At 64.9% G+C, this 17,266-nt stretch carries 19 protein-coding genes; 9 read left to right on the plus strand and 10 right to left on the minus strand.

Annotated features, from left to right (window positions below):
* Positions 1–2 precede the first annotated feature (2 nt).
* Genes AC1MDG_RS18405 through AC1MDG_RS18420 form a run of 4 tightly spaced genes read right to left on the minus strand, consistent with a single transcriptional unit; the run spans position 3 to position 4,355 of the window.
* A complete protein-coding gene (locus AC1MDG_RS18405) occupies positions 3–1,064 on the minus strand; it encodes an NAD(P)-dependent alcohol dehydrogenase (RefSeq protein WP_479805835.1) in 1,062 nt (353 codons plus the stop codon).
* A 35-nt stretch (positions 1,065–1,099) separates the two neighbouring features.
* Positions 1,100–2,017 carry a carbohydrate ABC transporter permease gene (locus AC1MDG_RS18410; RefSeq protein WP_043484256.1) on the minus strand — a complete coding sequence of 306 codons (918 nt, stop codon included), beginning with the start codon at positions 2,015–2,017 and terminating at the stop codon, positions 1,100–1,102.
* Positions 2,014–2,982: a carbohydrate ABC transporter permease gene (locus tag AC1MDG_RS18415; RefSeq protein ID WP_479805837.1), complete on the minus strand. Its 969-nt coding sequence runs from the start codon at positions 2,980–2,982 to the stop codon at positions 2,014–2,016. Before AC1MDG_RS18415 ends, AC1MDG_RS18410 begins: the two co-directional genes overlap by 4 nt.
* 26 nt (positions 2,983–3,008) lie before the next feature.
* Positions 3,009–4,355: an ABC transporter substrate-binding protein gene (locus AC1MDG_RS18420; RefSeq protein WP_479805839.1), complete on the minus strand. Its 1,347-nt coding sequence runs from the start codon at positions 4,353–4,355 to the stop codon at positions 3,009–3,011.
* Between the two features lie 287 nt (positions 4,356–4,642).
* On the opposite strand from AC1MDG_RS18420, the gene AC1MDG_RS18425 reads away from it, so the two are divergent.
* From AC1MDG_RS18425 to AC1MDG_RS18440, 4 genes are all read left to right on the plus strand, one after another.
* Positions 4,643–5,566, plus strand: coding sequence for an AraC family transcriptional regulator (locus AC1MDG_RS18425; protein WP_479805840.1), 924 nt, complete (start codon positions 4,643–4,645; stop codon positions 5,564–5,566).
* 170 nt (positions 5,567–5,736) lie between these two features.
* Positions 5,737–6,036 (plus strand): DUF4193 domain-containing protein, encoded by a 300-nt coding sequence (locus tag AC1MDG_RS18430; RefSeq protein ID WP_043484261.1) that lies wholly within the window; start codon positions 5,737–5,739, stop codon positions 6,034–6,036.
* A 60-nt stretch (positions 6,037–6,096) separates the two neighbouring features.
* Positions 6,097–6,480 carry an RNA-binding S4 domain-containing protein gene (locus AC1MDG_RS18435; protein WP_011693407.1) on the plus strand — a complete coding sequence of 128 codons (384 nt, stop codon included), beginning with the start codon at positions 6,097–6,099 and terminating at the stop codon, positions 6,478–6,480.
* 389 nt (positions 6,481–6,869) lie between these two features.
* Entirely contained in the window at positions 6,870–7,316 is a 447-nt protein-coding gene (locus tag AC1MDG_RS18440) for a hypothetical protein (RefSeq protein WP_479805843.1), read from the plus strand.
* 3 nt (positions 7,317–7,319) lie between these two features.
* Here AC1MDG_RS18440 and AC1MDG_RS18445 read toward each other — a convergent pair whose 3' ends face one another.
* The gene (locus tag AC1MDG_RS18445; RefSeq protein ID WP_479805845.1) at positions 7,320–8,105 is read right to left on the minus strand and encodes an alpha/beta fold hydrolase; all 786 of its coding nucleotides are present in this window, start codon (positions 8,103–8,105) and stop codon (positions 7,320–7,322) included.
* Positions 8,106–8,258: 153 nt separating this feature from the next.
* Between AC1MDG_RS18445 and AC1MDG_RS18450 the strand changes: the two genes are divergently transcribed.
* Positions 8,259–8,651, plus strand: coding sequence for a VOC family protein (locus AC1MDG_RS18450; RefSeq protein ID WP_479805847.1), 393 nt, complete (start codon positions 8,259–8,261; stop codon positions 8,649–8,651).
* On the opposite strand, the gene AC1MDG_RS18455 is transcribed toward AC1MDG_RS18450, so the two are convergent.
* On the minus strand, positions 8,648–9,421 hold the full coding sequence (locus tag AC1MDG_RS18455; RefSeq protein WP_479805849.1) for a GOLPH3/VPS74 family protein: 774 nt from the start codon (positions 9,419–9,421) through the stop codon (positions 8,648–8,650). The genes AC1MDG_RS18450 and AC1MDG_RS18455 overlap by 4 nt on opposite strands.
* A 108-nt stretch (positions 9,422–9,529) precedes the next feature.
* Here AC1MDG_RS18455 and AC1MDG_RS18460 point away from each other — a divergent pair, with 108 nt between their 5' ends.
* The 4 genes from AC1MDG_RS18460 (at position 9,530) to AC1MDG_RS18475 (ending at position 11,761) form a co-directional block, all read left to right on the plus strand.
* Positions 9,530–9,658: a hypothetical protein gene (locus tag AC1MDG_RS18460; protein WP_479805851.1), complete on the plus strand. Its 129-nt coding sequence runs from the start codon at positions 9,530–9,532 to the stop codon at positions 9,656–9,658.
* A 48-nt stretch (positions 9,659–9,706) separates the two neighbouring features.
* The gene (locus tag AC1MDG_RS18465; RefSeq protein WP_479805853.1) at positions 9,707–10,762 is read left to right on the plus strand and encodes an iron-containing redox enzyme family protein; all 1,056 of its coding nucleotides are present in this window, start codon (positions 9,707–9,709) and stop codon (positions 10,760–10,762) included.
* 17 nt (positions 10,763–10,779) lie between these two features.
* Positions 10,780–11,010, plus strand: coding sequence for a CDGSH iron-sulfur domain-containing protein (locus AC1MDG_RS18470; protein ID WP_479805855.1), 231 nt, complete (start codon positions 10,780–10,782; stop codon positions 11,008–11,010).
* Positions 11,011–11,236: 226 nt separating this feature from the next.
* Entirely contained in the window at positions 11,237–11,761 is a 525-nt protein-coding gene (locus AC1MDG_RS18475; protein WP_479805857.1) for a flavodoxin domain-containing protein, read from the plus strand.
* 65 nt (positions 11,762–11,826) lie between these two features.
* Here the strand turns inward: AC1MDG_RS18475 and AC1MDG_RS18480 are convergent, their stop codons facing one another.
* The 4 genes from AC1MDG_RS18480 to AC1MDG_RS18495 form a co-directional block, all read right to left on the minus strand.
* Complete coding sequence (locus tag AC1MDG_RS18480) at positions 11,827–12,705, minus strand: NAD(P)-dependent oxidoreductase (RefSeq protein ID WP_479805859.1); 879 nt, start codon at positions 12,703–12,705, stop codon at positions 11,827–11,829.
* Between the two features lie 34 nt (positions 12,706–12,739).
* The gene (locus AC1MDG_RS18485) at positions 12,740–14,659 is read right to left on the minus strand and encodes a TRAP transporter large permease (RefSeq protein WP_479805861.1); all 1,920 of its coding nucleotides are present in this window, start codon (positions 14,657–14,659) and stop codon (positions 12,740–12,742) included.
* An 84-nt stretch (positions 14,660–14,743) separates the two neighbouring features.
* On the minus strand, positions 14,744–15,775 hold the full coding sequence (locus AC1MDG_RS18490; protein ID WP_479805863.1) for a DctP family TRAP transporter solute-binding subunit: 1,032 nt from the start codon (positions 15,773–15,775) through the stop codon (positions 14,744–14,746).
* 92 nt (positions 15,776–15,867) lie between these two features.
* Entirely contained in the window at positions 15,868–17,220 is a 1,353-nt protein-coding gene (locus tag AC1MDG_RS18495; RefSeq protein WP_479805865.1) for an NAD(P)H-dependent oxidoreductase, read from the minus strand.
* Positions 17,221–17,266: the final 46 nt, after the last annotated feature.

The following is a 17,266-nucleotide window of genomic DNA, read 5'->3' on the forward strand; positions in this document are numbered from 1 at the left end:
GGTCACCGGCCCGGGTAGACCATGGCTTTGAGCTGCCCGGGCTGCTTGCCGGCCTTGAGCGCCTCCTCGGAGTCAGCGAGGGCGAACCTGCCGGTGACCAGAATGTCCAGGTCCACTTTTCCGTCGGCAATCAGCTGGATGGCCAGCGGCCAGGTGTTCGTGTAACGGAACACGCCGGAGAGCCAGATCTCCCGGTTCTGGATGTACGAAACGGGGAGCTCGACGTCGTCCGCCCCGAGCCCCACGAGGATGACCCTCCCGGCCGGTCCCACAGCTTTGATGCCGGAACGGACAGCCTGGGGCGCGCCGGAAGCGTCAATGAACGCATCGACGTCGAGCCCCTCCACGCTGTCGGCCCTCGCGTTGACCGCGTGCGTGGCGCCGTGTTCCAGGGCGAAGGCCAGACGGTCCTCGGCAATGTCCGAGATGTAGATTTCGGCGGCACCGAAGGCGCGGGCCGCCTGCGCGGCGATGATGCCGATGGGGCCGGCTCCGGCGATCAGCACCCGGCTGCCGGGCTTGATCTCGGCGCGCTCACAGGCCCAGAGCCCCACGGAGAGCGGTTCGATGAGGGCGGCCGCTTCGTCGCTGACGCTGTCCGGGATGTCGTACGCGAAGTCGCTCTGGATGGTTACGTACTCGGCGAAGGCGCCATCGATCGGTGGCGTGGCGTAGAACTCGATGTCCGGGCACAGGTTGTACCTGCCGGCCTTGCACTGCTTGCAGGTGCGGCACGGGCGCTGGGGTTCGACGGCGACCCGCTGGCCGATGCGGGCAGCGTCCACGGAGCTTCCGACGGCGGCGATCCGGCCGGAGAGCTCGTGGCCCAGGACCAGCGGGTGGTCCACCACGTAGTCGCCGATCCGCCCGTGCTCGTAGTAGTGGACGTCGCTGCCGCAGACACCGACGGCGGCCACCTGGACCAGGACCTGGTCGGCGTCGAGCTGCGGGACGGGCAGGGTCTCCAGGGCCATGTCGCCCTGGCGCTTCAGGACGGCGGCGCGCATGGTGGCAGGCAGGTCGGCGTGCGCGTGGGTGCTGGACTGGGCGGTTGGTGTTGTCATCTGGGTAATCCTCTGGGAATCGAAGGGACAGCGGGCTATTTCACGGCGCCGAGGGAGAGACCCTGGACGAGCTTGTCCTGGGCGGCAAAGCCGGCGAACAGCACCGGGAGCGAAATGACGACGGCGGCGGCGCAGACCTTGGCGAGGAAGAGGCCCTGGCCGGAGACGAAGCCGGTCAGGAAGACCGGGGCGGTGCCCGCCACCACGCCGGTGAGGACCCGGGCCAGGAGCAGTTCGTTCCAGCTGAAGATGAAGCAGATCAGGGCGGTCGCGGCGATGCCGGGCATCGCGACGGGGGCGATGATCTTGCGCAGGATGAGGAGGAGGCCCGCGCCGTCGATCTGGGCGGCTTCCAGCATTTCCTCTGGCACCTCGGCCAGGAACGAGCGCATCATCCACACCGCGATGGGCAGGTTCATGGAGGTGTACATCAGGATCAGGAACCAGATGTTGTCCAGGGCTCCGACGGTCCGGGCGAAGAGGTAAAGCGGCAGGATCGCAGCCACCACGGGCATCATCTTCGTGGAGAGGAAGAAGAACATCACGTCGGTCCACTTCTTCACCGGCCGGATGGACAGGGCGTAGGCAGCCGGGATGGCCAGGGCCAGGACGAGGACCGTGGACAGGATGGAGGCGGTGGCGGAATTGATCAGCGACGGCCAGGGGCTGACGCCGGAGGTTTCGCCGAAGAACTCCTTGTAGGCGTCCAGGGTGAGGTTCGCGGCGATGGACGGCGGGTTGGTGGCCGCGTCCGTTTCGGAGTGGAAGGACGTGAGGATCATCCACACGACGGGCGCCGCGAAGAGCAACGCCAGGAGCCAGGCCGCAATGCCGGCGCCGGTGCTGTTGCGGGTGGGGTCCATCCGGGTCTTGCCGCGCCGGCGCGGGCCGGCGTTCAGGGCGGTCGGCCCGGAAAGGGATTCACTGGGTGCGGCCGGGGTGAGGGTGCTCATCGAGCTGCCTCCTTCTTGAAGAGCGAGAATACGGTGCGGAGTGCGAAGGTCGCCACGATGATGGTGCCGATGACCACCACGACGCCGGCGGCTGATGCCAGGCCGTATTCGTTGGCGAAGTAGAACGTCTGGTAGATGGCGTAGGGCAGGTTGGCGGTGCCCAGTCCCCCTGCGGTGAGGGTGAAGACGGCGTCGAAGTTCTGCACGATGTAGATCGCGCCGAGCAGGCCGCCCAGCTCCAGGTACTGGCGCAGGTGCGGCAGCGTGAGGTGCCGGAAAATTGCCCACGGCGTGGCGCCGTCCATCTGGGCCGCTTCCACGGTGTCCATGGGACGTGACTGCAGGCCTGCGAGCAGGATGAGCATCATGAAGGGGGTCCACTGCCAGACCAGCGAGACGATGACCGCCATCAGGGGTGCCTGGGAGAGCAGGTCCAGCTGGGGCGGCGTGACGCTGCCGAAGAGGGACCAGATCCAGGTCAGGATGCCGTTGATCAACCCGTACGCGGGGTTGAGGAGGGCATGCTTCCAGATGAGGGCGGCGGCCACAGGGACCACCAGGAACGGCGCGATCAGCAGGGTGCGTGCCAGTCCGCGGCCGATGAACTTCTTGTCCAGCAGCAGCGCCAGGCCCAGGCCGATGAGCAGGCTCGCCAGGACGACGGCGACGGTAAGGAGGATGGTGGTGAAGATCGCCTGGCGCAGGTCCGGGTCGGTGAGGACCGTGACGTAGTTTTCCAGGCCGGCGAATGCCGTCTTGTCCGGGCTCAGGCTGTTCCAGTTCAGGAACGAGATGATCAGCGTCACCACGAACGGGAGCTGGGTGACGATGATGAGGAAGACCAGGGCCGGGAGCAGCGGCGCGCGCCGTGCCCAGGCCAGGGCGCGATCACGCGACTTGGCGTTCCTGGATGGTTTGGCTGCGGTGTGTCCCGATCGGGAGATACGCGCCGTTGCGGTAGTCATGGGATTCTCCTGCGGTTTGGTTGGTGCTACTTGTACTTATTGCCGATTTTTTGGGCGGCTTCCTGGCCCTTGGCCAGCGCGTCCGCTACGGATCCCTGGCCGGCGATGACGGAACTGACACCCTGTGAGACGTTGGTGCCTAGCGCAGCGAACTCGGGAATGCCCACGAACTGGATGCCGACGGCGGGCCGCTCCTGGGCGCCGGGGTTCTTCGGGTCGGCGTTCTCAATGGCGAAGCGTTCGGCCTTGAAGAACGGGGCCGCCTTCTGGAACTCGGCATTCTCGTAGGTGGAGATGCGCTTGCCGGAGGGGACCTTCGCCCAGCCGAGCTTGGACGCCACGAGTTCCTCATACTCCTTGGAGCTGGCCCAGGCGATGAACTTCCCGGCAGCATCCTGCTTCTTGGAGGCGGCCTGCACGGCCCAGGACCAGGTCCACAACCAGCCGGAGGACTTGGTTTCCTTCACGGGGGCCTGGGCGTAGCCGATCTTCCCCTTGACGGGTGATGCCCCGGCTTCCAGCGCCCCGGCGGCGGAGGTGGCGTCGTACCACATGGCCACCTTGCTCTGGCTCATGTTGTTCAGGCACTCGGTGAATCCGGCCTGGGCGGCGCCTGCCTCACCGTGTTCGCGGACCAGCTTGGTGTAGAACTCGGTGGCTGCGGTGAATTCCGGGCTGTTGACCTGGGCGTTCCAGTCCTTGTCGAACCAGGTGCCGCCGAAGGTGTTCACCACGGTGGTCAGCGGCGCGAAGACCTGGCCCCAGCCGGGCTGGCCGCGCAGGCAGATGCCCTTCATCCCGGGGGCTGCGCCGTCCACCTTTGCCGCGATGTCCGCGACCTCATCCCAGGTGGGCTTCTCCGGCATGGTCAGGCCCTTGGCGTCCAGGATGTCCTTCCGGTACATCAGGAAGGACGATTCGCCGTAGAACGGTTCGCCGTAGAGCTTGCCGTCGGTGCCGGTGAGGGACGCCGTGTAGGCCGGCAGGATGTCGTCCTGGTCAAACCCGGCGTCCTTGGCCACGTTGTCCAGTGGAGCGAGCCATCCGTTGGCGGAATAGAACGGGATCTCGTAGTTGGACAGGGAGGCAACATCGTACTGGCCGGCCTGGCTGGAGAATTCCTGGCTGATCTTGGCGCGGACGTCGTTCTCCGGCAGGATCGTGTAGTTGACCTTGACGCCGGTCTCCTTGGTGAAATTCTCCGCGGTGAGCCGCTGCAGGTCCTCCATCTGGGGGTTGTTCACCATCAGGACGTTGATGCTGTTCGGGTCACCGGCGGAGTTGCCTCCGCCAGCACCTGCACAGGCTGTGGCGCTCAGGGCGACGCACAGGGCGCCGGCTGCCAGAGCGGCAACGCGAGTTTTTGGGCGCATTAAGGACTCCTTTGTACTTCAGGGGGTGCACAGCCGCTGTACTTCGACTGCTGCGTCGAGGTACCGGACTGGGGCGGGGCCTGCCATCGGGTATCCGTGGTGCCGCGCTGATGTTCCTCAACTTTAGGCGTGTGCGGTAGCGCACAACTAGCGCCCTGGTTGCCAGTTTCTGATACTTATTTTCCTGGCGGTTCCCGGCTGTTCGCCTCCGGCAGGGGCTAACCTAAGGAAAAGGCTGCTGCGAGCTGTCCATTTTTCATAACCCACGGATCCCACGGAGAACCACCATGAGTGCCGCCGAACCCACCGACGGAGCCACCGCCAGGCTGGCCGAAAGGCTGCTGGGGATGCGGGCCAACAGGGAGGTCATCCCGCCTGATCCCAACCACTCGGTCCGGTGGCACCAGCACGACTACCCCAGCCCCGTGGCGCGGTGGAACTACCATCCCGAGTACGAGATCCACCTGATCCGGAAGGGCACCGGGAAGTTCATCGTGGGAGACCACATCGGCACCTTCGAGGCAGGCCACGTGTCCCTGGTCGGCTCCGGTCTGCCGCACGACTGGGTGAGCGACCTTGAGCCCGGCGAAGTGCTGGCGAACCGGGATGCCGTCATCCAGTTCGACGGAAAATGGGTCGAACAGGCCGCCGCGTTGGTCCCCGAGATGGCGGAGGTCAGGCCCCTGCTGGAGCAGTCCGCACGCGGGATCGAGTTCCTGGGCCGGTCCGCGGGCAAGGCGGCCGCATCCATCGAGGCGATGGGCACCTCCACCGGGCTGGAACGGCTACACCACCTCTTTGAACTGTTTGCTGTCCTTGCCCATGCGCCCGCGGAAGAGCGGCGGTATCTTGCCGATGAGTGGTTCCGGCCGCAGCTGGACGGCCAGGCCGCGGCCGTGGTGGACATCATCCTGGAGTACGTGTTTACCAACCACGCCGGAAACGTCAAGATGTCCGAGGCCGCAGCGCTGGTGGGAATGCCGGAGCCCACCTTCTCGAAGTACTTCAAGCGCGCCACCGGCCAGAACTTCAGCGACCTGGTCCGCAAACTTCGGCTGGCGCACGCACGGCGCCTGCTGGAGCGCAGCGACAAGGCGATCTCCGAGATCTGCTACGAAGTCGGATTCTCCAACCTGTCCAACTTCAACCGGCACTTCGTCAACGACGCCGGCGAGACCCCGCGGCAGTACCGGCAACGGGTCCAAAGCTGACCGCCTTCCGCCCTCCGCAAGCGGACGACGACGGGACTTCCCGGCGTCGTCCGCTTGCGTTTGGCGCCACACCGGAAGCCCTTTTATGTTCCCGCCGGAGTGGCTAAGATGTGTTTTCTTTAGACGGTACGCAGACGCCGTCTTCGTCTTCTCCAGGAAGAGACCGGCACATGGCAACCGACTACGATGCGCCCAGGGTGTCCACTGAGGACGAGTCAAACGAAGCGGCCGACGTCCTCAAACCCGAGCGCTCTGCCACGCAAACGTCCCAGATCGACGTCGACGAGTCCGATCTGGCCGACTCCTTCGAGCTCCCGGGAGCTGACCTGTCCCATGAGGAACTCCTGGTGCAGATCATCCCTGTCCAGAAAGACGAGTTCACCTGCATGTCGTGCTTCCTGGTCCACCACCGCAGCCAGCTGGCCCGCGAGAAGGACGGCATGAAGTACTGCAAGGATTGTGAAGGGTAGGTCCCGCCTGCTGCTGGACGGCCGCTGGACGATCGCGTCCCGCTATACTCGGCTGCAGTCATGAGCAGCCTTCCGTCAGCCCCCGCCACAGTCCGTATTGATGCCTGGCTGTGGGCCATCCGTGCCTACAAGACCCGCTCTGCGGCCACTGCCGCCTGCCGGGCCGGGCACGTCCGGCTCAACGGAAACCCCGCCAAGGCCTCGCAATCGCTGGTTCCGGGCGACACCGTCCGGGTCCGCCAGCCGGGTTACGAACGGATCCTTGAGGTCCGGCGGCTGATCGCCAAGCGCGTGGGCGCCGAGGCGGCCGCACACTGCTTCACCGACCACACCCCGCCCAGGCCGGTGGCGCCCGCACTCGGTCTTCCGCAACGCGACCGCGGAACCGGGCGGCCCACCAAAAAGGACCGCCGCGAAATGGAACGCCTGCGCGGCCCGGCCTAGCTAAAGCACGGGTGCGGGCCACCTGAACCACTGGTATGACTCCCGGGAGCCATGCGCCCAACACGGCCAGCGCACTAATCCAGGTTGTTCTCCGCCGTTTCCGGCCCGCACCGTTTAATTCTACGAACTGCTGGAAAGCGGACGACGGCGGCACCTCCCGCCGTCGTCCGTTTGCGTTGCCGACGGCATCGGGCGCGCTTTGCAGTGGCTATTGTCACGCAGGCAGGCCGTGAGTAATGTACGGCAAACCGGACTCTAAGCCGCATCAGGCGGCCCCGGAACGGCGCTGTCGTCAGGGGCTACGCCCCGTACATATAAGACGCCCGGTCACCGCACTGGCCGACCATGCGGAACGCAGGACGCCACGCTTCCATTCAAGGGAGAACCTGATGTTAGGCACCAGAAGCTGCCTCGCCGCTGCTCTTGCAGCAACCCTCGTGACCATAGCCAGCCCCGCGCAGGCAGCCCCCGCCACGCTCGTGAGCGCGGGGCCGGGAATCCTCGTGGCCGACGGCGCCGCGGTGGATGTTCCCGTCACCTTCGTGTGCGACACCGACCCCGCCTTGATCATCGCAATACCCGTGGTCCAAGTTACCCAAAGAGTCAGCGACGGACGGCTCGCCGGCGGCGGCGGAAGCGATCAGCTCAGCTGCACCAAGCAGTCCCAAACAGTCACCATACGGGTCATTCCAAATATGATGGCGTTCAACGAAGGTGCCGCCGCGGCTTCGGTCTACCTGCGAACCTGCAGCGCGCAATTCCAATGCTCCATCGTCATCATCAACACCGAAATAACGCTCGCCAATCCCGCCGGCGAAGAACAGGGACAGAGCTAAGCCTTACCCGTCGAGGAACCGCAGCAGTAACGGGACGGTGGCGTGCATCGTGCGGAGATCCCCGCCGCTGGCGGCCTGCTCGCCGAGGTAGTCGCCGTGGCCGCCGGGGACGATCAGCAGGCGTGCGCCGGGGACGGCACCGGCCATCTGAGCGGCATACGCTGCGGTGACGATGTCCCGATCGCCGGACACCACCAGGGTGGAGGCTGTGATGGTGCCCAGTTCGCTGTCGGACCATCCGGGAAACTCCGCGATACGCCGGTGGTCCAGCTCGAAGAGCCGCTCGAGGTGGCCGGGTTCGGGGTTGAGCAGACGGTCGGCGTCCTTGTAGGTGTCGGGCATGTCATCGAGCGTGGCGTTCGCCATGCCGTCCCAGAACTCGTCCGGCACCGCGTCGCGGCTCGCAAAGGTGGAGGCCGCGATGAGGCGCCGGACAGCGGCGGGCCGCCTCAGCGCCAGGGCGATGGCGGTGTGGCCGCCGGCGCTGAAGCCCAGCACGTCCACAGTTTCCACGGCGAGCTGGTCCAGGACGGCGAGGATGTCTCCGGCGGAGTTCTCGGCAGTGAGCGGTCGGCTGGTGGGCTGGGTGCGGCCGTGGCCCTCCTCTTCAACGGCAATCACCTGGCGCTGTTCGGCGAGCAGCGGGATGAGTTCGCTGAAGTTGGTTCCGATGGTGGAGCCGCCGCCCGGGATGAGGAGCAGGGGCGGCCGGCCGGGCACCGCCTCACCGTGGACCTCGTAATACATGCGAAGGCCGTTGTTGTCCGCGAAGCCGTGGGTGAAGGTCACACGGCATCCTAACTCTGTGGGCTTCCGGCGGAAAGGGTTTGATGCGGGCGGCTCCACTGTCCCCGCATGCATTCAAACTGGTGGTAGGGATCCATCCGGTTCCTGCTGTACCTCATCGAGTATTCGCGCACGATTTTCGGAGAGGAGCTAGAAATGCCCAACGACCTTACGGACATGGTCAGTGTCCGCTACATGGTGGACGACGTCGGGGCCGCCGTCGACTTCTACACAAAGCACCTCGGATTCACCGTCAGGATGAGCGCCGCACCGGCGTTTGCCGACGTCGCCCGGGGCAGGCTGCGGCTGCTGCTGAGCGGTCCCACCAGTTCGGCGGGCCGGCCGATGCCGGACGGCGCGGTGCCGTCACCGGGCGGGTGGAACCGCATCCACCTCATCGTGGGCGATATTGCGGCCGAGGTTGAGCGGCTGCGCGCAGCCGGCCTCACGTTCCGGAACGACATTGTCACCGGCCCGGGCGGCCAGCAGATCCTGCTCGTGGATCCGGCCGGGAACGTCGTCGAGTTGTTCCAGCCAGCCGGCGACTAGCGGGGCGCGGCCGAGAGCGGTGCTTCTGCCTCCGCCAGCCTGATCATGCGCAGTTCGTCCGCCACCGCACGGGCAGGCCAGTAGTCTTTTGCCAGCTCTTTTGCCCGGCGGCGGTCCGCTTCCGGGAAGAGCCTGGCCAACAGACCGGCCGCCTCGAGCAGGGCGATCAGTGCCGTGGTCCTGGCGTCTGTTGCTTTGGTCTCCGCGCGCACGGCCCCGGTTGGCGGCGCAGGTGTTGACGTCGCAGTTGACGGCGCGGCATCGGTTGGCGCCGCATCCGTTGGCGCGGCATCCGCCGGCTCGAGGCCGAGTGCGGCTTGGATCCTTTTCAGGACCGCCGCTTCGGGGCCGTGGTCCTTCTCCGGATACCGCACGGTCTTGAACAGGCCGAGGTGCTTCTCGCCGACCTGGTCCACGATGCCACGTGACGCCATTCCTTCATATACGCGCTGCACTTCCGCGCGCCCCTCCAGCATGGAGACCCACCGCTTGGGAGTGTGGGGCCGGGACTTGTGACGGATGAGCTCCAGCTGGTGCTGCAAATCCGTTTGCGGCGCGGTGCCGGTAGCCCTGACGTGCTTCCCCTGCAGCCCGATCGCGCCGGTCAGTTCCAGTTCGGCCAATATTGCGCCCGCCAAAGTGGTCCTGAGAATGTAGGCCGGCACTTCGGGTTCGCCGTCCGTGTCGTTCGTTGCCAAAAGGAGGAAAGCCTGGGGAAGGCTCAACTCCGCGGCCTTCGGTTCCTCCGCCTGAGGTGTTTCAGCATCCATACGATCATGGTGGCCCACTTAGGCGGCCACCACAATGCGTGCGGTTAAGGCCGGGCCCGGCCACCTGCCGCGCATCCCAAATAACAAGTATGCTTAGTATCCGCCACCATGAAGGGACCCATCGCCGTGAAGAAACTGCTCATCGCTTTCCTCCCCACCATCATCAACCGCTTCCTGCGCGCCCGCCGGGCCAGGCAGAACCCCGCCGCCAACCCCCGCAACCGAAACCGGCTCTGACCCTGTCCGCGGCAGTGCCCGCCTCACCTGAGAATCCCTAGGAGAACCATGCACATCCCCGAACAACGGGGTCCGGTCAGCGCCGCCCTGCTCGATACCCTCGCCGGCCAGCCGGACCAGAACGCAGCAGCCCTTACCGGCCTGCAGGCACTCGTCTCCGCGCAGCTGGCCGGGACCGGGGACGTCATCGAGGACGAGGACCTCCAATTGGCCCTTTTCTGTCTCTACGAGCTGCACTACGGCGGGCTGGACGGCGTAGATGACGGCTGGGAGTGGAATCCGGGCCTGATCGCCGCCCGGCGGCTCCTGGAGCACCCGTTCGAGAAGGCGTTGCGGACAGCGGCCCGGGCTGAGGGCCCCGAGGCTCCCCCGGTCGTCACCGGAGGTCCCGTCAGTGACGCCGTGGCCGCCGCGCTGTTTGCCCTCGCGGCTGCGGAGGCCGGGCCCAGTCTTTCGAAGCACGTTGCGAAGAAGGCCAGCCGTGGCCAGCTCCGGGAATTCCTCGTCCACAAATCCCTGTACCAGCTCAAGGAAGCGGATCCTCACACGTGGGCCATCCCCCGCCTCTCCGGCCGCGCAAAAGCCGCCCTGGTGGAGATCCAGGCCGACGAATACGGCGGCGGCCGCGCGGACCGGATGCACAGCGCCCTCTTCGCCAGGACAATGCGTTCCCTCGGCCTCGATGACCGTTACGGCGCCTACATTGATGCAGTGCCCGCGATCGCCCTTGCGTCGGTAAACATGATGTCCCTCTTCGGATTGAACCGCCGCCTCCGCGGCGCCATTTCCGGGCATCTGGCGATCTACGAGATGACGTCCTCCCGGCCCAACCAGCTCTATGGCAACGGTTTCCGCCGCCACAATTTCGACGCGGCAGCGACGGCCTACTTCGATGAGCACGTGGAGGCCGACGCCGTCCACGAGCAGATCGCAGGCCGGGATCTCGCGGGAGGCCTGGTGGAGGCAGAACCGGACCTGCTCTCCGACGTGCTGTTCGGGGCGACGGCGGCCATTGCCCTGGACACCAGGCTCACCCTTCGCATCCTCGAGGCCTGGGAGAACGGGCGGACGTCGCTCCGCACGGACCTCCTCGAGGCCGCATGACCACGCAGGAAGGGCACATGAACCAGGAACCCGCTGAAGGTTCGATCGTCGTCTGCCCGGACGGGCCCCTACTGGTTCGTGGCGACTTCGAGATTGTCACGCCTTCAGGTGAGCCCGTGCCGAGGCAGCGCCGGACGGTGGCGCTCTGCCGGTGCGGGGCGTCAGCGATCAAACCGTACTGCGACGGAACACACAAGCTGATCAAGTTCCGCACCGCTCCTGCCGGCCAGGCCGATGCCGGGACCTAGGCACTGCTTCAGCGCGCACATCGGCGCTAATTGCAAAAGATGAACGGACGGCGGCGGGATTCCCCGCCGTCGTCCGTTTGATCGAGGATTAGCCGCCGCCCGGTCCGGGACGTTCGACCCTACGGCTGCGGCCGCGGGCGTGCGCAGACTGGTGTGACCAGGCCCGTGGTTCAGCGACGGCGATACCCCTCTTCGCGCGCGGGCCGGCAGCACAAGGAGGCCAATCGTGGCCAATATTTATCTTCCCTACGGGACCACCGAGGGACAGACAGCCAAGATCGCCGAGTACATCGCGGAGGTGGTCCGGGCACACGGTCACAACGCGGAAACGGCGGACATCAAGCAGGCAGCAGACACTATTCCGGAAGGGTACGACGCCGTAATCGTCGGCGCGTCAGTCCATTTGGGCAAGCACGAAGACTACGTCCGTGACTTCGTGCGGAAGAACAGTGATGCCCTGCAAAGCCTCCCGTCCGCACTGTTCTCCGTCAGCCTGGCCGCACACGGGGACACCGGGAACGCGGAGAGCTACGTCGAGAAATTCGAGCATGAAACGGGCTGGCGTCCTGCGCACGTGGGGCTCTTCGGAGGGGCGCTGCTCTACACGCAGTACGGGTTCCTCAAGCGCCACATGATGAAGAAGATCGCCAGTGACAAGGGCACCCTGGACACGGACACGTCGCACGACTACGTGTATACCGAATGGGACGGCGTCAGGCGGTTTGCAGAGGATTTTGTGAACGGATTGTGAGCGGACGACGGCGGAACTTCCCGCCGTCGTCCGTTTGCGTTTGATGCCGTTCCCCTGGCTGGAGACTAAGAGACGATGGCCCGGTAGATCCCGGTATGGTCCAGGTCGCCATAACCTTCATCGATCATGAGTTGGAAGGCCTTTCGGATGCTGTCGGCGAGCGGCAGCTTTATCTCGCATTCCGCCGCAATTTCGGCAATGAAGTTCAGGTCTTTGAGTTGGTTCTTCGCTGACCCGCCGCCCTCGAAGTCCTGGTCGATCCATCGCCGTCCCTTTTGCCGTAGGACCTCTGAATTGGCAAGGCCGCCGGCAAGGATGGTTTGCACCTTTTCGAGGTCAAGTCCGGCAGTGCTTGCAAGGGCCATCGCTTCGGCCAGGGCCGTTACCGTGGCGGCAACCACGATCTGGTTGCACGCCTTCACAGTTGATCCTGCGCCTGTGAGGCCGAAGCGGACCACCGTGGAACTGTACAGCCCGAAGAGCGGCGTGAGTCCCTTTACAACTTCGGGCGGTCCGCCAACCATGATGCTCAACCGGCCCTCTTCGGCACCGATGGTTCCGCCACTGAGTGGTGCATCCACGACGGTCACCCCCCAGTTACGCAGGCAGTCATCGGCGAACTCTGCAACCGCCACCGGTGATACCGTCCCGTGAACCACCAGGACGGGGTGCTCAATACCGGCGCTCCTCCATCCTGCCAGCAGGCCTTCTTCGCCAGGAAGTAGAGCTGCAACCTGGGGCAGGTCCGGCAATACGGTCAGCACGACTTCCCTCGCGGCGGCGGCGGGGGCTGCTGCGACGGTACCTCCCCCGATCGCGCGGGCTTTTTCCGGTGTGCGGTTCCAGAGAACAAGGGGCACCTGGCCGGCGAGGATGTTCCGGGCGATCGGGGCTCCCATGGGCCCCGTGCCGATGAGGGCCACGGAGCCGCGGAAGCCAGGCATTTTTTTCCCATTCATTGCGGGTGGTGTCATGTGCTTAGAAGGGGATCAGTCCGGCGAGGGCGGGAAGGAATGTGCTGAACCACGGGACTGCGGCAAGCACGAGGAGCCCGAGGAACACGGCGATGAGGTAGGGCCAGAAGTGCTTCAGGCTCTTCTCCACGGTTTCATGTGCGGTGGCGCAGGCGACGTAGAAGCCGACGCCGGCGGGCGGTGCGAACGAGCCGATACCCATGGAGATGATCAGCACCATCGCGTACTGCACGGGGTTGACGCCGAAGTCGACGGCGATCGGCAGGAGCAGGGGCGCGAAGATCAGTACTGCGGGGAGGCCTTCAAGGAGCTGTCCCATGATGATCAGCAGGACGATGGTGAACAGCATAAAGAGCAGTGGTGAGTCGCCGAGCCCCGACATGAGGTCGTGGATCTGCTGGGAGACACCTGCAAGCGCGAGGGTCTGGGCCAGCGGCGACGCCGCCGCGATGATGAACAGCACCATTCCTGCCGTCGTCGTCGTTTCCCGCAGCGTGTCACCCAGCAGCCGCTTGCTGCCGCGCCGGTAAGCGGCGGCGAGGATGAAGGCGTAGGCGACGGCCACGGACGACACTTCGGTGGGTGTGGCGAATCCGCTGAGGATGCCCACCACCATGCCCACAGGCAGCAGAAGAGTGGGAATTGCGAAGAAGGTTGCCGACCCTCGTTCACGCCAGCTGGATTTGGGGCTGGCGACGCCGCCCTGTTTGCGGGCGCGGAAGAAGACGAGCGCCATGACACAGAGGGCCAGGAAGGCGGCCGGAACAAATCCCGCCAGGAACAGCGTGGTGGTGGAGATGGTGGTGATGGATCCGAGGATCAGGAGCACGATGCTCGGCGGGATGGTTTCGCCCATGATGGCCGAGGCCGACAGGACGGCGACCACTTCGCCGCGGGGGTACTTGCGTTCTTCGAGCATGCCGCGCATCGTGGTGCCCACTGCTGCGACGTCGGCCACCTTGGAGCCGGAGATGCCGGAGAAGATGTACATGGTCACCACGACCACCTGGAGAAGGCCGCCGCGCAGGTGACCGATCAGCGCGTCGACGAGCTTGGCCAGCGGGAGGGTCAAACCGGCGGAGTTCATGACCGTGCCGGCGAGGATGAAGAACGGGATTGCCAGAAGGACGAAGCCCTTGGCCCCCGAAGCCATTCCGATGGGGATGGCGCTGACTTCGGAAATGCCGCCCAAATAAAGGTAGATCCCGGATGCCAGTGCAAGGACGAATGCGATGGGCAAGCCCAGGAACAACAGCATGAACAACAGCAGGAGGACCACGCCGAGAAGGACGTTGGGGGTGGCGTAGTAGAACAGCGGCTGGGCCACAAGGACGAGAACAATCAGTCCGGCAGCGATTCCCGCAGCAGTGAGTGCCGGCCGGCGGTCCTGGCGCCACAGCTTGAGGAGGGCGAACCAGGCGATAAGCACCATGCCGACTGAGAAAGGCAGTGAGACCCAGAAAACGGGGAGCTGCAGGATCGGCGTCTTTTCCTCGATCTGCTGGACAAGGGTGGGAACGAACAGTGCAAACGCCCCTGCGCTCATGACGAAGACCAGCCAGTCAACCAGTGCGGCCAGGTAAGGCTTCCATGCAGCCGGGAGGCGCATGATGAGGGCCTGGACGGACATGTGCGCACCTTTGGGGTACGCGATGGCGCCGCCGATGAAAGCGATGGTCAGCAGCGCGATTTCGGAGACTTCCTGGGTCCAGAGCACGGAATCGCCGGTGACGACCCTCACCATGATGTTAAGCAGGATCACGACGAGCTCCGCGAGGATGGCAGCGCCCACAACCCATTCGAGCGTTTTGTCGAGCCACAGGGCACCGCTCCAACGCGGGGGGACATGGCCGTGGTGGAGTATCTCTTCCGCGTCCGAGGGGAGGACCTCCTCGAGTTCCTCGGGCGTAGTGATGTTTTTCATGGGCTTCCAGACTGTCGACATTGAGAGTGGGACTTTTCCTTGCGGGTGGCCCGGGGAGCATTCGGCTCCCCGGGCCGGCGGGGGCTACTTGGTGGTGGTGAAAGCGATGGCCTGGTCGAAGAAGTCCTTGCCGATCAGCTGGGAGAAGGTTGGGTAAAGGCTCTTGGAAGCCGCTTTGAATTCCTCCAGGCCGGAGGCGCTGAGCTCGTTGGATTTCATGCCCTTGGCGGTGAGTTCCTCGAGCTGCTTCTTGGACTGCTCGGCGTCGTAGCCGGTCTTGAAGGTGGCGGTTTCCTCAGAGGCGTCCGTGAGGGCCTTCTTTTGCTCATCGGTGAGGGTGTCCCACTTCTTCGAGGAGAGGGCGAGTACCCAGGCGTCGTTGATGTGGTTGGTCATCGAAATGTACTTCTGGACTTCTGAGAACTTGTTCGTCCACGGCACCTCAATCGGGTTTTCCTGGCCGTTGATTGTTCCGGTCTGCAGACCGGTGAAGACCTCAGAGAATGCCATGGTGGTGGGGCTGGCGCCGAGCTTGCTGAAGTAGTCGGTCCACAACGGGTTGCCGGGGACCCTGATCTTCAGTCCCTTCAGATCCGAGGGCTGTTCGATGGGTCGAACCGAGTTCGTGATTTCCCGGCCGGTCCGGGTGAGGAAGGAAAGCGCGACAGTGTCTTTGGCGGCAAGCTTTTCCTTCAGCGCCTGGCCCGGCTTTCCTGCCAGGAACGCTGCTTCCTCGGTGGTGTCTTTGAACAGGAACGGAATGCTGATGGCGTTCATTTCAGGTACGACGGCGGCGTAGACGGACGTCGACAGGATGAGTGCATCGAGGGAACCGCCCTGCAGGCGTGTCACAGCCGCATTCTGGTCTCCACTGAAGCTCGTTCCGTTGGGGACTACGGTGACAGTCACGGACCCGTTGGACGTCTTCTTGACCTGTTCGGCGAAATGCTGGGCCGAGACCCCGACGGAGGACGTGAGCGGATCGGGGATGGAGAGCTGGATCTTGGCCACGGGTGCTCCAGTCCCGCCGGAGGCCCCGGAGGCGCATCCGGCGAGGACTGAGGCGGCGAGGGTGCATGCCAGCACTCCGGTGAGGGCGCGGGTCTTGGATTTCATGTGATGCCTTTCTTCATTGGAAGGAGTCTTGGTCCGGAGGCGTGAACGACGTCGGCTGAAGTTCATTGAAGCGCCCGGTTTGGTGCGGGGGGTCAGACGTTGATTGCGAATTCCGCGACGAGCGCTTCGGTTTCCCGGCGAACCTCCAGGGCCTGCGCGAGGGAGTCGTCCATGATGACGTCGTCCCAGCCCACGATCCCGCCCTTGGCTACGTCGTTCCGCAGTTCCACGTGGTGGGCCAAAGCAACCGGGAGGGCGCCGGTTGCGACGGAGTGCTTGGCCGAAACCAGCTGGCCCCAGACGGTGTACCCGCCTTCGCCGTCGAGGAATTCGCCGGCTTTGAGGTCCTTCTTTGCTGTCGCGACAACGTCGCCGAAGAAACCGATCGGCGACCCTGTGGAGATGCCGCGGAGAGCCGCGTTGGCGATGGACATGTTCAGTTCGAGGCCCACGTAGTGGTAGGGGCGGTAGAGCGCGGCGTACTGGCCGGTGGGGTCCGGGTGCCACGGGTACTCAGTAAAGCAGCCGGAAACGTAGGCGTTGGTGGCCTTGACCACAACAAACACGCCCTCCTGGGTGTTGTGCGGGATCCACGTGCCGTCTCGCTTGACGCTGGACATGACGTCGACGGTGCCCTCGTGGGCGAGGACTCCCCCGGCGTCAGCGGGACGGCAGATGGTGGCGATCTCTTCAACGTCCCCCGGCGTAAACGTCAGCCCGGCGTCCGAAGGCACCAGTCCGGCGCCGTTGGCAACGGCGGCCATCTCGATGGAGGCCTTGGTGCCGTCACGGAAGGAGGTGTGCATGTTCGGGTTCAGCTGCCCGGAATCGGTGAGTTCCTTGGAGAACTCCCAGTTCTCCCAGACATTGTCCGGGTTCATCTCGTGATAGTGCTCAAGGAACTTTGCGCCCTTGCCGGCACAGACAACGTCGAAGCCGCTGGTGCGTGCCCAGTCGACAAGTTCCATGATGAGGGCCGGCTGGTCGCCGTAAGCCATTGAATAGACCACGCCGGCGGCTTCTGCGCGCCTGGCCAGGGCAGGACCCGCGAGAGCATCTGCCTCCACCGTGACCATGATGATGTGCTTCTTCGTCTCAATGGCACGCAGTGCATGCTTCACTCCGACGATAGGGTTGCCCGTCGCTTCGACAATGACGTCGATGTCCACATCAAAGAGCTCGTCCGCGTTGGCAACGATGGTCGTGGAGCGGTCCCTGAGGGCAGTGGAGATGTCCGGCGCGATCTGGCTCTTTGGCCATCCGACCAGGTCGAATGCGCCCTCGGCGCGCTTGACGTTGATGTCGGCGATCGCGACCACGTGGATGCCCGGGATGTTGTTTGCCTGGGCCAGGTACATGGTGCCGTAGCGGCCAGCTCCGATAAGCCCGACTCGAATCGGGCGGCCATCTTGCTCGCGGTCGCTAAGAAGCTTGTGGAGGTTCATGGGGATCTCTCTGATTGACGTTCCGCGCCGAGAAGGGGCTCTCCAC

Source organism: Arthrobacter sp. AIWTK1 (assembly GCF_056680535.1).

Coding starts and splice junctions, on each gene's coding strand:
- AC1MDG_RS18405 (WP_479805835.1), bottom strand. CDS start 1,064: ATGACAACACCAACCGCCCAGTCCAGCACCCACGCGCACGCCGACCTG.
- AC1MDG_RS18410 (WP_043484256.1), bottom strand. CDS start 2,017: ATGAGCACCCTCACCCCGGCCGCACCCAGTGAATCCCTTTCCGGGCCG.
- AC1MDG_RS18415 (WP_479805837.1), bottom strand. CDS start 2,982: ATGACTACCGCAACGGCGCGTATCTCCCGATCGGGACACACCGCAGCC.
- AC1MDG_RS18420 (WP_479805839.1), bottom strand. CDS start 4,355: ATGCGCCCAAAAACTCGCGTTGCCGCTCTGGCAGCCGGCGCCCTGTGC.
- AC1MDG_RS18425 (WP_479805840.1), top strand. CDS start 4,643: ATGAGTGCCGCCGAACCCACCGACGGAGCCACCGCCAGGCTGGCCGAA.
- AC1MDG_RS18430 (WP_043484261.1), top strand. CDS start 5,737: ATGGCAACCGACTACGATGCGCCCAGGGTGTCCACTGAGGACGAGTCA.
- AC1MDG_RS18435 (WP_011693407.1), top strand. CDS start 6,097: ATGAGCAGCCTTCCGTCAGCCCCCGCCACAGTCCGTATTGATGCCTGG.
- AC1MDG_RS18440 (WP_479805843.1), top strand. CDS start 6,870: ATGTTAGGCACCAGAAGCTGCCTCGCCGCTGCTCTTGCAGCAACCCTC.
- AC1MDG_RS18450 (WP_479805847.1), top strand. CDS start 8,259: ATGCCCAACGACCTTACGGACATGGTCAGTGTCCGCTACATGGTGGAC.
- AC1MDG_RS18455 (WP_479805849.1), bottom strand. CDS start 9,421: ATGGATGCTGAAACACCTCAGGCGGAGGAACCGAAGGCCGCGGAGTTG.
- AC1MDG_RS18460 (WP_479805851.1), top strand. CDS start 9,530: ATGAAGGGACCCATCGCCGTGAAGAAACTGCTCATCGCTTTCCTCCCC.
- AC1MDG_RS18465 (WP_479805853.1), top strand. CDS start 9,707: ATGCACATCCCCGAACAACGGGGTCCGGTCAGCGCCGCCCTGCTCGAT.
- AC1MDG_RS18470 (WP_479805855.1), top strand. CDS start 10,780: ATGAACCAGGAACCCGCTGAAGGTTCGATCGTCGTCTGCCCGGACGGG.
- AC1MDG_RS18480 (WP_479805859.1), bottom strand. CDS start 12,705: ATGCCTGGCTTCCGCGGCTCCGTGGCCCTCATCGGCACGGGGCCCATG.
- AC1MDG_RS18485 (WP_479805861.1), bottom strand. CDS start 14,659: ATGAAAAACATCACTACGCCCGAGGAACTCGAGGAGGTCCTCCCCTCG.
- AC1MDG_RS18490 (WP_479805863.1), bottom strand. CDS start 15,775: ATGAAATCCAAGACCCGCGCCCTCACCGGAGTGCTGGCATGCACCCTC.
- AC1MDG_RS18495 (WP_479805865.1), bottom strand. CDS start 17,220: ATGAACCTCCACAAGCTTCTTAGCGACCGCGAGCAAGATGGCCGCCCG.